Source organism: Xanthomonas sp. CFBP 7698 (assembly GCF_003600855.1).
GTDB classification, from domain to species: Bacteria; Pseudomonadota; Gammaproteobacteria; order Xanthomonadales; family Xanthomonadaceae; genus Xanthomonas; species Xanthomonas cannabis.
Window position 1 is genome coordinate 567,673 of sequence record NZ_PRDN01000002.1, and the last position, 14,693, is coordinate 582,365.

General features: G+C 63.8%; 13 protein-coding genes and 1 tRNA gene. 1 reads left to right on the top strand and 13 read right to left on the bottom strand.

Annotation, left to right across the window (positions count from 1 at the left end):
• Window positions 1-52 precede the first annotated feature (52 nt).
• The 10 genes from cyoD to murJ all read right to left on the bottom strand — a co-directional run bounded on the left by cyoD (window position 53) and on the right by murJ (window position 12,232).
• Window positions 53-388, bottom strand: a complete 336-nt coding sequence (gene cyoD / locus XnspCFBP7698_RS10305) for a cytochrome o ubiquinol oxidase subunit IV (RefSeq protein ID WP_003484294.1) — start codon at window positions 386-388, stop codon at window positions 53-55.
• Window positions 388-1,023, bottom strand: a complete 636-nt coding sequence (gene cyoC, locus XnspCFBP7698_RS10310; RefSeq protein WP_179454805.1) for a cytochrome o ubiquinol oxidase subunit III — start codon at window positions 1,021-1,023, stop codon at window positions 388-390. The genes cyoD and cyoC overlap by 1 nt, the downstream gene beginning before the upstream one ends.
• Window positions 1,020-3,020, bottom strand: coding sequence for a cytochrome o ubiquinol oxidase subunit I (cyoB, locus tag XnspCFBP7698_RS10315; RefSeq protein WP_047696032.1), 2,001 nt, complete (start codon window positions 3,018-3,020; stop codon window positions 1,020-1,022). Before cyoB ends, cyoC begins: the two co-directional genes overlap by 4 nt.
• The gene (gene cyoA / locus XnspCFBP7698_RS10320; protein ID WP_104581002.1) at window positions 3,020-3,955 is read right to left on the bottom strand and encodes a ubiquinol oxidase subunit II; all 936 of its coding nucleotides are present in this window, start codon (window positions 3,953-3,955) and stop codon (window positions 3,020-3,022) included. Before cyoA ends, cyoB begins: the two co-directional genes overlap by 1 nt.
• 361 nt (window positions 3,956-4,316) lie before the next feature.
• A tRNA-Thr gene (locus XnspCFBP7698_RS10325) sits at window positions 4,317-4,392 on the bottom strand.
• An 87-nt stretch (window positions 4,393-4,479) separates the two neighbouring features.
• Window positions 4,480-5,430, bottom strand: coding sequence for a 4-hydroxy-3-methylbut-2-enyl diphosphate reductase (ispH, locus tag XnspCFBP7698_RS10330; RefSeq protein ID WP_104581001.1), 951 nt, complete (start codon window positions 5,428-5,430; stop codon window positions 4,480-4,482).
• A gap of 64 nt (window positions 5,431-5,494) precedes the next feature.
• Window positions 5,495-6,013, bottom strand: coding sequence for a signal peptidase II (lspA, locus tag XnspCFBP7698_RS10335; protein WP_039409539.1), 519 nt, complete (start codon window positions 6,011-6,013; stop codon window positions 5,495-5,497).
• Window positions 6,014-6,239: 226 nt separating this feature from the next.
• Complete coding sequence (gene ileS, locus XnspCFBP7698_RS10340; protein WP_104581000.1) at window positions 6,240-9,071, bottom strand: isoleucine--tRNA ligase; 2,832 nt, start codon at window positions 9,069-9,071, stop codon at window positions 6,240-6,242.
• A 6-nt stretch (window positions 9,072-9,077) separates the two neighbouring features.
• Window positions 9,078-10,337 carry a bifunctional riboflavin kinase/FAD synthetase gene (locus tag XnspCFBP7698_RS10345; protein WP_104580999.1) on the bottom strand — a complete coding sequence of 420 codons (1,260 nt, stop codon included), beginning with the start codon at window positions 10,335-10,337 and terminating at the stop codon, window positions 9,078-9,080.
• Window positions 10,338-10,627: 290 nt separating this feature from the next.
• A complete protein-coding gene (gene murJ / locus XnspCFBP7698_RS10350) occupies window positions 10,628-12,232 on the bottom strand; it encodes a murein biosynthesis integral membrane protein MurJ (RefSeq protein WP_123137412.1) in 1,605 nt (534 codons plus the stop codon).
• A gap of 116 nt (window positions 12,233-12,348) precedes the next feature.
• Here murJ and rpsT point away from each other — a divergent pair, with 116 nt between their 5' ends.
• Complete coding sequence (rpsT, locus tag XnspCFBP7698_RS10355; RefSeq protein WP_003484323.1) at window positions 12,349-12,618, top strand: 30S ribosomal protein S20; 270 nt, start codon at window positions 12,349-12,351, stop codon at window positions 12,616-12,618.
• A 91-nt stretch (window positions 12,619-12,709) separates the two neighbouring features.
• On the opposite strand, the gene obgE is transcribed toward rpsT, so the two are convergent.
• The 3 genes from obgE to rplU all read right to left on the bottom strand — a co-directional run bounded on the left by obgE (window position 12,710) and on the right by rplU (window position 14,595).
• Window positions 12,710-13,762 carry a GTPase ObgE gene (gene obgE, locus XnspCFBP7698_RS10360; RefSeq protein WP_104580997.1) on the bottom strand — a complete coding sequence of 351 codons (1,053 nt, stop codon included), beginning with the start codon at window positions 13,760-13,762 and terminating at the stop codon, window positions 12,710-12,712.
• Between the two features lie 239 nt (window positions 13,763-14,001).
• The gene (gene rpmA / locus XnspCFBP7698_RS10365; RefSeq protein WP_003484326.1) at window positions 14,002-14,262 is read right to left on the bottom strand and encodes a 50S ribosomal protein L27; all 261 of its coding nucleotides are present in this window, start codon (window positions 14,260-14,262) and stop codon (window positions 14,002-14,004) included.
• Between the two features lie 12 nt (window positions 14,263-14,274).
• Entirely contained in the window at window positions 14,275-14,595 is a 321-nt protein-coding gene (gene rplU, locus XnspCFBP7698_RS10370) for a 50S ribosomal protein L21 (protein WP_003484328.1), read from the bottom strand.
• Window positions 14,596-14,693: the final 98 nt, after the last annotated feature.

Below are 14,693 nucleotides of genomic sequence, written 5' to 3' on the forward strand. Positions count from 1 at the left end.
ATCGCTTGGCGGCTTTTTCTTCAACGCTGCATCGATCCGGCGTGGTGCCGTCTCAATGCATCATGTTGACGTTCATGTTGTGCAGCACCCACAGCGAGCCGACGATCACGATGCCGATAATCAGCAGCGAGAACAGGCCCACCTGCACGTTGGAGCGCTGCTCGGGCGTGCGGTCCATATGCAGGAAATACACCATGTGCACCAGCATCTGCACCGCGGCCATGACCGAGATGACGACGATGGTGACGCCCTTGGAGAAGGCGCCGCTCATCACCATCGCAAACGGGATGACAGTGAGGATCACGGCCATCACGAAGCCGATCAGGTAGGACTTCAAGCCGCCGGCATGCGCATCGGCAGCGGTATCGGTGTGGTGGTGATTGGCCATTACAGCGCTCCCAACAGATAGACGACGGTGAACACACCGATCCAGATGATGTCCAGGAAGTGCCAGAACAGGCTCAGGCAGGCCAGACGCGTGCTGTTGCGCGGGGTCAGGCCGTTCTTTGAGATCTGGATCACCAGCACCGCCATCCACAACAGACCCGAGGCCACGTGCAGACCGTGCGTGCCCACCAGGGTGAAGAAGGCGGACAGGAACGCACTGCGACCCGGGCCGGCACCTTCATGGATCAGGTGATTGAACTCCCACACTTCCATGCACAGGAAGCCGATACCCAGCAGCGCCGTGACGCCCAGCCAGCCATACAGGCCGGTCATGCTGCGCTTGTGCGCGGAGATCATCGCAAAGCCGAAGCTCAGGCTGCTGAACAACAGCAGGAAGGTTTCCACCAGCACGAACTTCAGGTCGAACAGCTCCTTGGCTGTCGGCCCGTCCACCGTGGCGCCCGAGAGCACCGCATAGGTGGCGAACAGGCCCGCAAACAGCAGGCAGTCGCTCATCAGGTAGACCCAGAACCCGAAGACGGTGTTGCCACCGCCGTCGTGATGCTCGTCGTGGTCGTGATCGTGGCCGCCCGCGTGGGCGGCGTGGTCAAGCGTGGTCGAGGAAGCCATGGTCATACCACCTTCGCGGCCTGCGCCGCCTGTTGCTGTTCGAGCAGGGCAAAGCGTGCGTTTTCGATGCGCTCCACTTCATCGGCCGGCACCCAGTAATCGATGTCGTCATCGAAGGTGCGTGCAATGAAGCTGCCGATCATGCCCACCAGGCCGATGATGGCCAGCCACCAGATGTGCCAGATCAGACCGAAGCCCAGCAGCACACTGAAGGCACCGATATAGACGCCTGCACCGGTGTTACGCGGCATGTGGATCGGCTCGTACTTGGACGGACGCACCCAGCCCTTACCGTTCTGCTTGTCGGCCCAAAACTGGTCGCGGTCGTCGATGTGCGGCAGCACGGCGAAGTTGTAGAACGGCGGCGGCGAGGAGGTGGCCCATTCCAGCGTACGGCCATCCCACGGATCGCCCGTGTAATCCATATGCTCCTTGCGCTTCCACACGCTGTAACCGATCTGCACCAGGTTCAGGAAGATACCCAGGCCGATGATCGCAGCACCCACCGCGGCGACATACAGCCACGGCGCCCACTCGGGATGGTTGTAGGTGTTCATGCGACGGGTCATGCCCATGAAACCGAGCACGTACAGCGGCATGAAGGCCACGAAGAAACCGATGATCCAGCACCAGAACGATGCCTTGCCGATCTTCTCGTTGAGCTTGAAGCCAAACGCCTTCGGGAACCAGTAGGTCAGGCCCGCCAGGTAACCGAACACCACGCCGCCGATGATCACGTTATGGAAGTGCGCGATCAGGAACAGGCTGTTGTGCAGCACGAAGTCCACGGCCGGAATCGCCAGCATCACGCCGGTCATGCCACCGATGGTGAAGGTGATGATGAAGCCGATCGTCCACAGCACCGGCGAGGTCATGTGCACGCGACCGCGGAACATGGTGAACAGCCAGTTGAAGATCTTCACGCCGGTCGGAATCGAGATGATCATCGTCGTGATGCCGAAGAAGGCATTGACGTTGGCACCCGAGCCCATGGTGAAGAAGTGGTGCAACCACACCACGAACGACAGCACGCCGATGCACGAGGTGGCATAGACCATCGAGGTGTAGCCGAACAACCGCTTGCGGCTATAAGTCGCAATCAACTCGGAGAAGATACCGAACGCCGGCAGGATCAGGATGTAGACCTCCGGGTGACCCCAGATCCAGATCAGGTTGACGTACATCATGGCGTTGCCGCCACCGTCGTTGGTGAAGAAGTGCGTGCCCAGGTAACGGTCGGCACCCAGCAGCGCCAGCGCCACGGTCAGGATCGGGAACGCGGCGATGATCAGGATGTTGGTGATCAGCGCGGTCCAGGTGAAGATCGGCATGCGCATCAGGGTCATGCCCGGCGCGCGCATCCGCATGATCGTCACGAAGAAGTTGATGCCGGTCAGCAACGTGCCCAACCCGGACACCTGCAACGCCCAGATGTAGTAGTCGACACCGACCCCTGGACTGTATTCCAGCCCCGACAATGGCGGATACGCCAGCCAGCCGGTCTGCGCGAATTCACCGACACCCAGCGAGATGTTGATCAGCGCCGCACCGGCCACGAACAGCCAGAAGCTCAGCGAGTTCAGGAACGGGAACGCCACGTCGCGTGCGCCGATCTGCAGCGGCACGATCAGGTTCAACAGGCCGGTCATGAACGGCATGGCCATGAAGAAGATCATGATCACGCCATGCGCGGTAAAGATCTGGTCGTAGTGGTGCGGAGGCAGCACACCTTCGCCGCCGTTACCTGCCAGCGCCTGTTGGGTACGCATCATGGCCGCGTCGGCAAAGCCGCGCAGCAGCATGACCAGCGCCACGATGATGTACATCACACCGATGCGCTTGTGATCCACCGAGGTGAACCACTCCTTCCACAGGTAGCCCCACAGCTTGTACTTGGTGATGGCGCCCGCGATGAGCAGGCCGAGCAGCCCTGCACCACCCAGCGCGACCATGATGATCGGCTCGTGGTACGGAACTGCCTCGATCGTAAGTTTGCCTAGCATCACTTGTCTCCAGAAGTGCACATGGCGACCGGCTCTGCAGCCGATGCCTCATGGTCGCCATGACCCTTGCTGTGGCCCGGACCATTCATGTATTTGTCGACCAGCGAGCGGAACATGCCGTCCTGCACCGACGAGTAGTAGGTGATCGGATACTGTTCCTTGTCGTTGCGATTGGCGGCCAGCACCTGATACTCGGCAGCATTCAACGCGGTCGGCGAGGCCTTGACCTTGGCCACCCACGCCTCGAAGCCGGCCTGATCGACCGCATGCGCCTTGAAGCTCATCTTCGAGAAGCCGTGACCGCTGTAGTTGGTCGACAGGCCGAAGTATTCGCCCGGCTCGTTGGCCACCAGATGCAGCTTGGTTTCCATGCCCGCCATCGCGTAGATCATGGTGCCCAGGTGCGGAATGAAGAACGAGTTCATCACCGTGTCGGAGGTGATCTTGAAGTTCAGCGGCGTGTGCACCGGGAACGCGATCTCGTTGACGGTGGCGATATTCTGGTCCGGGTAGATGAACATCCACTTCCAGTCCAGCGACACCGCTTCGATGTTGATCGGCTTGACGTCCGAATCCAGCGGCCGGTACGGGTCCAGTGCGTGCGAGGAGCGCCAGGTCAGCACCGCCAGCACCAGGATGATCACGCACGGGATCGACCACACCACCACTTCGATGGCGGTGGAGTGCGACCAATCCGGCTCGTAGCGTGCCTTCGTGTTGGACGCGCGATACTTCCAGGCGAACGCAATCGTCATCACGATCACCGGGATGACCACGATCAGCATCAGCACCACCGAGGTGATCAGCAGTTGCTTCTCGTCGTGGCCGATCTGGCCTTTCGGATTGAGGATGGCCGAGTTGCAGCCTGCCAGCAGCAGGAACGGCAACACCAGGCCTGGACGAAGTAAACGCCCGAGATGTTTCAGCGGAATCATCGGTCGATCCAAGTGCGAAGGAACGCCAGCCTCGTTCGTCGCTCCGCAAGGGAGATGTCCGACACTGCCCTTCCTGGTGAAGGCGGGCCCGCGCAGACCGAAGACACGGGTTAGCGCGCCAATTTTAATCTTTGCTGCACCTGCACGAAACCCATTGGCAATGATCTGCCGCAATTAATGCGCGCAAAAGTGTGCGACATGTTGTCGCAGCGCAGCGCAGCGCGCGGGTGCAGTGGGCGACCGTGGCCGTTACTCAAGCGCTGCGACCGCGCCAAAAAAGCGGTGTTGAAAGGCGCATCCAGTTGCGCGCCGTCCCAAAACGCGACTGGGCCGGCCAAGGGCCGACCCAGTGCTGAAGCGTTGGTGCCGGAAATAGGAATCGAACCTACGACCTACGCATTACGAATGCGCCGCTCTACCAACTGAGCTATTCCGGCGAGCCGTGCATTGTAGGAGCACGACGCAGCCCGGTCAATCGATGCCGCCTGTCGCGCCATCGCAGATGCTGCCGGCGTCCGTCGCGCTCAACTGACCAGACGCAGCCGCAGTTCCTTGGGCAGCGCGAACACCATCGATTCCGGCTCGCCTTCCAGTTCGGACACGCCTGCCGCACCGAGCTCGCGCAACCGGGCCAGCACGCCGTCGACCAGCACCTGCGGCGCGGAGGCACCGGCAGTCAGGCCAATATGCTGCTTGCCGACGACCCAGGCCGGGTCGATCTCGCTGGCATTGTCGATCAGGTACGACTCCACGCCATCGCGCCGGGCCAGCTCGCTCAGCCGGTTGGAGTTGGAACTGTTGGGCGAACCGACCACCAGCACCAGGTCGCACTGGCGCGCCAGATCGCGCACGGCGTCCTGGCGGTTCTGGGTGGCGTAGCAGATATCGTCGTGCCTGGGTCCCTGCATCGCCGGGTAGCGTGCGCGCAGGGCCTCGATGATGCCCATGGTGTCGTCCACCGACAGCGTGGTCTGGGTGGTGTAGGCCAGGTTTTCCGGCTGGTTGATGTGGAGCGTGGCCACCTGCGCGATGTCCTCGACCAGATAGATAGTGCCCGTGCCACGCTCACGGCTCCACTGCCCCATCGTGCCTTCCACTTCCGGATGCCCGGCATGGCCGATCAGCACCACGTCGCGGCCGGCCCGGCAGTGCCGCGCCACCTCGAAATGCACCTTGGTCACCAGCGGGCAGGTGGCATCGAACACCTTGAGCCCACGGCGCTCGGCCTCCTGGCGCACAGCCTGTGAGACGCCGTGCGCACTGAAGATCACCGTGGCGTTGTCGGGCACCTCGTCCAGTTCTTCGACGAAGATCGCTCCGCGCTGCTTGAGGTCGTCGACCACGAAACGGTTGTGCACCACCTCGTGCCGCACATAGATCGGCGCGCCCAGCGTCTCGATCGCACGCTTGACGATCTCGATCGCGCGGTCGACGCCGGCACAAAAACCACGGGGATTGGCGAGCAGGACATCCATGCGGTGCATTCTACGGGAATGGCGATTGGGGAATGGAGCCGGGCAGCGCCGGTCCGCGGGAACTTCAGCGGCGATTCCCGATTCCCGGCTCCCGCTTGCCGGACTTGTCGAACAGGCCGAACACGGCAATCCCGATCGCGCCCCCCACGATCGCCGAATCGGCGATGTTGAACGACGGCCAGGTATGGCTGCCGATGTACCACTGGATGAAATCGACCACATGGCCGTGCATCAGCCGGTCGATCACATTGCCGATCGCTCCGCCGATCACCAGCGCATACGGCAGCGCGCTGCGCCACTCGTTGCGCGCGGTGCGCGACAGCCAGAACGCCAGCAGGCCGCTGATACCCACCGCCAACGCAGTGAAGAACCACAGCTGCCAGCCGCCGGCATCGCTCAGAAAGCTGAAGGCCGCGCCGGTGTTATAGGTGCGGTACCAGTTCCAAAAACCCTCGATGACCGGCACCGGGGTGTACTCGGGCAGGCTGGACAGCACCCAGGCCTTGCTCCACTGGTCCAGCCCGATCACCACGGCCGACAGAAGCAACCAGATCAATGCGGAGGGTTTGGGTCTTGCGGTCATCGAATCACCTTAGCTGTTGCTACTTCCGGGTTCGGAAGAAGCTGCCCGACGGGCAAATCGGCAAGCAGTGCCGGATGCGAAGTAATGCCCTCATCCGGCGCTGCGCGCCACCTTCTCCCGCTTGCGGGAGAAGGGTATTGGAATGGACTCCCGCTTGCGGGAGAAGGTATATTGGAACGGACTCCCGCTTGCGGGAGAAGCAATCAACACATCAGAACCCGCGACGCTAGAACCAGCGACGCACCTCGCCGGGGCCTTCGATATTGCTGACGCAGCGGCTGCACAGCTCCGGATGCCGCGGGTCGCTGCCTACGCTGGCCTGGTGATGCCAGCAGCGCACGCACTTGGCCTTGGTCGTGGGCTGCGCACTGACGAAGATGTCGTCGGTGCTGGCCGCTGTCACGGTGACATCGCCACTGATGAACAAAAAGCGCAGTTCATCGGCCAGGGGCTGCCAGCGCGCGGCGGTCTGCGCATCGGCAGCCACGGTGATCTCCGCTTCCAGCGCCGCGCCGATCGCGCCGTTTGCGCGCATCGGCTCCAGCACCTTGGCAACCTGCTCACGCAGCGCCAGCAACTTGTCGAAGTCCGCGCCGGTCAAGGCGGCATCGGCCGGCAACGGCGCCAGGCCGTCATACCAGGTGGCGAACAGCACGTTGCCGACATGCTCGCCGGGCAGATACGCCCACAGCTCTTCAGCGGTGAAGGTGAGCACCGGCGCGATCCAACGCACGAACGCTTCGGCCACGTGATACATCGCACTCTGCGCAGACCGGCGGCCGCGCGACTCTTCGGCCATCGTGTACAGACGGTCCTTGGTGACGTCCAGGTACAAGGAGCCCAGATCCACGCTGCAGAAATTCAGCAGCGCCTGCACGATTTCGGCGAAGTCGTAGCGCGCGTAGGCGGCCACGATCTTTTCCTGCAGCTCATGCGCGCGATGCACGATCCAGCGGTCCAGCAACACCATGTCGTCCAGCGCCACCAGATGCTGCAGCGGGTCGAAGCCATGCAGGTTGCCCAGCAGGAAACGCGCGGTATTGCGCAGCCGGCGATATGCATCGGCATTGCGCTTGAGGATCTCCTGCGACAGCGACATCTCGTTGCTGTAGTCGGCCGAGGCGATCCACAGGCGCAGGATGTCCGCGCCCAGCGTCTTCATGATGTCCTGCGGCTCGATGCCGTTGCCCAGCGACTTGGACATCTTGCGGCCGTGCTCGTCCACGGTAAAGCCGTGGGTCAGGCACTGCTTGTACGGCGCCGCCTTATTCATCGCCACGCCGGTCAGCAGCGAGGACTGGAACCAGCCGCGGTGCTGATCGGAGCCTTCCAGATACAGGTCGGCCGGCGTGGGCAGGCCGCGGTCTACCAGCACCGCCTCGTGGGTCACGCCCGAGTCGAACCACACATCCAGGATGTCGGTGATCTTGTCGTAGTCGGCGGCCTCGTCGCCCAGCAGCTCGGCGGCGTCCAGCGTGTACCACACGTCCACACCGCCCTGCTCCACCCGGTCGGCCACCTGGCGCAGCAACTCGGTGCTGCGCGGGTGCGGCTCGCCGGTTTCGCGATGCACGAACAGGGCGATCGGCACGCCCCAGGTGCGCTGGCGCGAGATGGTCCAGTCCGGACGTCCTTCGACCATGCCGGCGATACGCGCCTGGCCCCAGGCCGGGTACCACGTCGCCTGTTCGACCGCCTTGAGCGCGTCAGCGCGCAGGTTGGCCTGCTCCATCGAAAAGAACCACTGCGGCGTGGCACGGAAGGCGATCGGCGTCTTGTGGCGCCAGCAATGCGGATAGCTGTGCTCCATCTTGCTGGCGGCAAGCAACACGCCGGTGTCGCGCAGCGCGTCGATGATGACCTCGTTGGCCTTCCAGATATGCAGCCCGGCCAGCACGGTGTCGCCCAGCGGCGGGGTCGACGGCAGATACACGCCACGTCCGTCCACCGGATTGATCTGCGCAGCGCCGTAGCGCTCCAGCAGCCCGTACTGCTTGGACACCTGGTAGTCCTCCTGGCCGTGACCTGGGGCGGTGTGCACCGCGCCGGTACCGTCCTCGGCCGACACATGGTCGCCCAGCAGCAGCGGGATCTCGCGCTCGGCGTAGAACGGGTGGTTCAGCAGCATCTGATCCAGCGCCGCGCCCTTGGCGCGACCGTGCACCACCACCTCGTCCACGCCGTAGCGCGACAGCGCCTTGGCCGCCAACGCTTCGGCGATCACCAGCCAACGCGGCTGGCCGCGATCGGCCGGGCCTTCGACCAGCACGTAATCCAGTTCCGCACCCAGGCTCACCGCCAGCGACGCCGGCAGCGTCCACGGCGTAGTGGTCCAGATCGGCACCGCCACGCTCACGCCCGCCGGTAGCGTCGCACCGAATGCGGCAGCGACAGCGCCCGGATCGCGCGCCGGATAGGCGATATCCACCGTCGGCGAGACCTTGTCGGCGTACTCGATCTCGGCCTCGGCCAGCGCCGAGCCGCAATCGAAGCACCAGTGCACCGGCTTGACGCCACGGGTCAGATGGCCGTTGTCGACGATCTTTGCCAGCGCGCGCAGCTCGTTGGCCTCGAAGCGGAAATCCAGGGTCTTGTACGGGTTGTCCCAATCGCCCACCACACCCAGGCGCTTGAAGTCGCGGCGCTGCAGATCGATCTGCTCGCTCGCGTACTCGCGGCACTTCTGACGAAATTCCGCCGCATCCAGCTTCACGCCGACCTTGCCGTACTTTTTCTCGATTGCAATCTCGATCGGCAGCCCGTGGCAGTCCCAGCCCGGGATGTAGGGCGCATCGAAGCCAGCCAGATACTTCGACTTGACGATGATGTCCTTGAGGATCTTGTTGACCGCGTGACCGAGATGGATCTGGCCGTTGGCATACGGCGGGCCATCGTGCAGCACGAACAGCGGGCGTCCGGCCGCGTTGGCGCGCAGCTGCGCATACAGGCCCTCGCGCTCCCAGCGGTCCAGCATCGCCGGCTCGCGCTTGGGCAGGTCGCCGCGCATCGGAAAGTCCGTCGCAGGCAGATGAAGAGTGGCTTTGTAGTCTTGGGTCACAGGAATCTACCGTTGCGCTGCTTTCATTGAAGAGTCCGCACAGGGATGTGCGGGCTGTTGCGAGGGACTCGCATCATTGGAGTCCGCACAGGGACGTGCGGGCTGTTGCGAAGGACTCGCATCATTGGAGTCCGCACATGGACGTGCGGGCTGTTGCGAAGGACTCGCATCATTGGAGTCCGCACTCGGATGTGCGGGCTGTTGCGAGAGACTCGCATCATTGGGGTCTGCACCGGGCGCCACAGCGCCTTGCGCGCGACCGCCTTCGGCATGCACGGAAACATCGCGTGCCTGCTGCAGGCCGCCCATGCGTTCAGCGCCAACCAGCATCCGCGACGGGCTGCCCTGAAGCACCGCGCGCGCCTGTTCGGCATCGCGATGCATCTGCACGGTCAGCGCTTCCAGGCCATCGAACTTTTCCTCGTTGCGCAGTTTGGCGACGAATTCGACTTCCAGATGCCGGCCGTACAGATCGCCCTGGAAATCGAACAGATGCGCTTCCAGCAGCGGCTCCACGCCAGCCACGGTCGGCCGCGTGCCGAAGCTGGATACCGAGGGCCACGGCTGCGCGGCCACGCCGTGCACCCAGGTGGCATAGATGCCCGACAGCGCCGGCGTGCGCGAAAATCGCAGATTCGCAGTGGGGTAGCCCAACGTGCGACCCAGTTGCTTGCCGCGCACCACCCGCCCGCCGATGGCGTAAGGGCGGCCAAGCAGATCGGCGGCGTGCGCAAACTCGCCTGCCACCAATAATTCACGGATGCGCGTGGCGGAAATGCGCTCGCCATGCAGATGCACCGGCGCAATCTCCCCGGCCGCAAAACCGTGCTGCTCGCCGAGTGTGCGCAACAAGGCGATGTCGCCGCCACGGCGATGGCCGAAACGGAATTCCGGGCCGATCCACACCTCGCGTGCGCAGAGCCGGCCCACCAGCGCCAGCCGCACGAAGTCTTCGGCGCTCATCGCCGACAGACGGCCATCGAAACGGATCAGGCCTACGCTGTCGGCGCCGAAGCCGAGCAAGCCTTCGATCTTGGCGCGCGCCAGGGTAAGCCGCGGCGGCGGTGCGGCCTGGGCGAAGAACTCGCGCGGCAATGGCTCGAAGCTCAACGCCACTGCCGGTACGCCCAGCGCGCGCGCGCGGTCAACTGCGTGCTGCACCAATGCCCGATGCCCCAGGTGCAGGCCATCGAAGGCGCCGATGCAGACCACGCTTCCGTGCGGGAACAGCGTCCCGCCCTCGACGTCTCTAAACAGCCTGCTCATTCCTCGATCCAAACAGATGCCGGCTTGGCGGCCGACCCTCGCTGATACATAACTTGTAAGTATAGCCGTGCCTGTCAACCCGCACGGCCCGCACCGATCACTCAAGCGCCAATGGGCATGACGCGCCACACCACCTTTTGGGACGCACCTGCCGAGCAGCCCGCGGCCGACAATCCGCCGGCCGTCACCATGGACAAGGGGCAAATCCGCCTTTCATGCTGCCATGCCGTTCCCCATTCCAGAGGCCGGCAAGGCCTGCCTGCCCCCATCACAAAATCCGACATCCAGGCTCAGCCCTCGCGCAGATCCCGCAGCCGCAAGCCCAGCGCCAGCTGCGCCACCACGTAGGTCAGCCCGCCACTGCCGACCAGCACCGCCAGCCAGCCGATCCGCTGCCACTTGTCCATTCCGGTGAACGACGGCAGCCACCACAGCAAACTCAACAGCACCGCCACCATGGCCGCACACGCCAGCAGCAGACGCATCACATAGCCGCCCCAGCCCGGCCGGCGCTGATACACGCCGGACTTGCCCAGCCAGTACCACAGCAGCCCCAGGTTGAGATAACTCGACAACGCACTGGCGATGCTTAGCGCCAGATGTAGCCCGGGCTGCTTACCCAGCGCCTGCATCACGCCCTGCGCCTTGAGCTCGGGCGGCACCATGAGCTGGTACAGCACCGCCAGGAACGCAAAGTTGAACACCATATTGGCTACCAACGCCGCCACGCCGGCGCGCACCGGGGTGCGGGTGTCCTGACGCGCATAGAACGCCGGCAGCACGACCTTGAGCATGGCGTACGCCGGTAGGCCGAAGCTCAGGCCGTACACCGACAACGCCGTCATGCGGGTGTCGAAGGCGGTGAACTTGTGATACTGGAACAACGTTGCCACCAGCGGCTCGGCCAGCAGCAACAACCCCAGCATGGCCGGCATTGCGATCAGCAAAGTTGTCCGGAAGCCCCAGTCCAGCGCGCTGGAAAACGCGGCGCGGTCGGTCTTGACATGATGGCGCGCCAGCGCCGGCAGGATCACCGTGCCCAGCGCCACCCCGAAAACGCCCAACGGCAGTTCCAGGAACCGGTCGGCCAGCGACAGCCACGACTGCGAGCCGTCGGTCAGCTTGGCGGCGATCACGGTGTCCAGCAGCAGGTTGATCTGCGCGATCGAAGAGCCGAACAGGGTCGGCACCATCAGGGTCAGCACCTTGCGCACACCCGGATGTCGCCAGCCCCAGCGCGGCAGGGTCAACAGATTGATGCCTTTCAGCGAAGGCAACTGGAACAGCAACTGCAGCATGCCCGCCGCCAGCACGGCCCAGCCCAGCGCAAGGATCTGCCTTTCCGGCGTCCCACCCAGCCGCGGCGCCAGCCACACCGCCCCGGCGATCATGCACAGGTTGAGGATCACCGGGGTCAGCGCCGGCATGGCGAACTTCTGGAAACTGTTCAGTGCCCCGCCCGCCAGCGCAGTCAGCGACACGAACAGCAGGAACGGGAAGGTCAGACGGAACAGATCCACCAGCAGGCCATGCTTGGCCGGATCGGTGTCCACCCCACTGGAGAACAGCGTGGCCAGCTGCGGGGCGAAGATCAGCGCCAGCGCGGTGACCAGCAGCAGCACGCCGCCGAGGGTCCCGGCCACGCGCGCCATCAGCTCGCGCAGCTCGGCATGCGACCGGGTTTCCTTGACCTCGGTGAACACCGGCACGAAGGCGGTGGCAAAGGAGCCTTCAGCAAATAGCCGCCGCAGGAAATTGGGAACCCGGAAGGCCACCCAGAACGCATCGGTCACCGCATTGCTGCCGAAGGTGGTGGTGATGACCTGGTCGCGCACCAGCCCCAGCATTCGCGACACCATGGTCATGCTGCTGAAGGAGAGCAGGCCCCTCATCATGCGGGGGGTGCTCATGGGGACTGCCTCTTGACAACTGACTTGACGTACATATCTGGGTCCATCATACTTTCGCGCTTGCTTTTTCCACCACACCGATTTTTCAGGAAACCACCACCGTGGCCAATATCAAGTCCGCCAAGAAGCGCGCCAAGCAGACCATTGTGCGCAATGAGCGCAACACCGGTCAGCGCTCGATGCTGCGCACCGCCGTCAAGAAGGTGATCAAGGCCCTTGACGCCAACGATGCTGCAGGCGCCGAAGCTGCTTTCGCCGTTGCACAGCCGATCCTCGACCGTTTCAGCGCCCGTGGCCTGATTCATAAGAACAAGGCTGCACGTCACAAGAGCCGCCTGACCGCACGCATCAAGGCCATCAAGGCCGCGTAAGCGATCGGCAGCGACGTTGCCGGAAGCCTGGCTTCCGGTAGCACAGAAAAACCCGGCCTCCGCCGGGTTTTTTGTGTGTGCGTGTGCGCACTCAGCCCGCATCGCGCGCCTCGAGCTCGTCTTCGCGCTGGCGGTCGAAGAAGGCCATCACGTCTTTCATGATCGGGAAGGTGCCGTCACGACCCAGCGCCGACACCAGATACCACGGCGCGGTCCAGCCCAGCTCGGCCACGATGGCCTCGGCAGCGGCGCGCGCCTCGTCCTCGAACATCAGGTCGGCCTTGTTGAGCACCAGCCAGCGCGGCTTCTTCAGCAACTCGGGATCATGCCGCTCGAGCTCGCGCTCGAGGGTACGCACCTGGTCGGCCGGCGACACACCGTCCACCCCACCATCCATCGGGGCCATGTCCACCAGATGCAGCAGCAGGCGGGTGCGCTGCAGGTGACGCAGGAACTGCGTGCCCAGGCCGGCGCCATCGGCTGCGCCTTCGATCAGGCCGGGCACGTCCGCGATCACGAAGCTGCGGTACGCCTCGACACTGACCACGCCCAGATTGGGATACAGCGTGGTGAACGGGTAGTCGGCCACCTTCGGCGTGGCCGAAGACACCGCACGGATCAGCGTGCTCTTGCCGGCATTCGGGAAGCCCAGCAGGCCAACGTCGGCCAGCAGCTTGAGCTCCAGCTTGAGCAGGCGCTCCTCGCCCTCTTCACCGGTGGTGGACTGGCGCGGCGCACGGTTGACCGAGCTCTTGAAATGCATGTTGCCCAGACCGCCCTTGCCGCCCTTGGCCACCAGCAGGCGATCGCCGTGCTGGACCAGGTCGCCAATGACTTCATCGGTCTGCACGTTGATCACCACGGTGCCGACCGGCACCACGATGACGCGATCTTCGCCGCCCTTGCCATAGGCCTGGCGACCCATGCCGTTCTCGCCGCGCTGCGCCTTGAAGGTGCGCTCATGACGGAAGTCGACCAGGGTGTTGACGTTTTCGTCGGCCACGATCCAGACGCTGCCGCCTGCCCCGCCATCACCGCCATCGGGCCCGCCCAACGGGATGAACTTCTCGCGGCGAAAGCCGACACAGCCATTGCCGCCATTACCGGCGGTGACCAGGATTTCTGCTTCGTCGACTAATTTCATGGGATGACAACCGGGAATGGAGAATGGGGAATAGGGAATCGGCACACCGAATGACCGCTTCCTGCCAGCAAGACTGCTCGCCGGCATGGCTGCAGAATCCGGTCGGGGTGCAGAACCGCTTTTCCGATTCCCTGTTCCCCATTCCCGATTCTCAAACGCAAAACCCCGCAAAAGCGGGGCTTTCCGTCTCATTCGCCCGGCAGTGTTGCCGGGCGAACTGGCCTGCATGGAGCGGGCGATTACGCCTCGGCAACCACGCTGACGGTGCGACGCTTCTTCGGGCCCTTGGTGGAGAACTCCACCTTGCCGTCGACCAGCGCAAACAGCGTGTGGTCACGGCCCAGGCCGACGCCGGCGCCCGGATGGAACTGGGTGCCGCGCTGACGCACGATGATGTTGCCGGCATCGATGGCCTGGCCACCGAAGATCTTCACGCCGAGGTACTTCGGGTTGGAATCGCGACCGTTGCGCGAGGAACCTACGCCCTTTTTATGTGCCATGACTGGTTCTCCTTACTTCTTGTCGCCACCGGCGATGCCGGTGATCTCGATTTCGGTGTAGTGCTGACGGTGTCCCTGACGCTTCATGTGGTGCTTGCGGCGACGGAACTTGATGATGCGCACCTTGTCGGCACGGCCATGGGCCACGACCTTGGCGGTGACCGAGGCGCCCTTCAGCGCATCGCCCAGCTTGATGCCGTCGCTATCGCCCAACATCAGGATGGTGTCGAACTTGATCTCGTTGCCAGCTTCGACTTCGAGCTTTTCCACGCGGAGCGTTTCGCCCTGCGCGACGCGGTATTGCTTACCGCCGGTTACCAGAACTGCGTACATGACCAGGTGTTCCTCTGTAGTTATTATGGTCGCCTGACTTGCCCATGGGGCAGACAGGAGCGGAATTGTACTGGCCTAGCCGGTTTCGGGTCAACCCG

Bases quoted from the DNA above. Each gene is read 5' to 3' on its own strand.
- cyoD (WP_003484294.1), bottom strand. From the start codon at position 388: ATGGCCAATCACCACCACACCGATACCGCTGCCGATGCGCATGCCGGC.
- cyoC (WP_179454805.1), bottom strand. From the start codon at position 1,023: ATGACCATGGCTTCCTCGACCACGCTTGACCACGCCGCCCACGCGGGC.
- cyoB (WP_047696032.1), bottom strand. From the start codon at position 3,020: ATGCTAGGCAAACTTACGATCGAGGCAGTTCCGTACCACGAGCCGATC.
- cyoA (WP_104581002.1), bottom strand. From the start codon at position 3,955: ATGATTCCGCTGAAACATCTCGGGCGTTTACTTCGTCCAGGCCTGGTG.
- ispH (WP_104581001.1), bottom strand. From the start codon at position 5,430: ATGGATGTCCTGCTCGCCAATCCCCGTGGTTTTTGTGCCGGCGTCGAC.
- lspA (WP_039409539.1), bottom strand. From the start codon at position 6,013: ATGACCGCAAGACCCAAACCCTCCGCATTGATCTGGTTGCTTCTGTCG.
- XnspCFBP7698_RS10345 (WP_104580999.1), bottom strand. From the start codon at position 10,337: ATGAGCAGGCTGTTTAGAGACGTCGAGGGCGGGACGCTGTTCCCGCAC.
- murJ (WP_123137412.1), bottom strand. From the start codon at position 12,232: ATGATGAGGGGCCTGCTCTCCTTCAGCAGCATGACCATGGTGTCGCGA.
- obgE (WP_104580997.1), bottom strand. From the start codon at position 13,762: ATGAAATTAGTCGACGAAGCAGAAATCCTGGTCACCGCCGGTAATGGC.
- rpmA (WP_003484326.1), bottom strand. From the start codon at position 14,262: ATGGCACATAAAAAGGGCGTAGGTTCCTCGCGCAACGGTCGCGATTCC.
- rplU (WP_003484328.1), bottom strand. From the start codon at position 14,595: ATGTACGCAGTTCTGGTAACCGGCGGTAAGCAATACCGCGTCGCGCAG.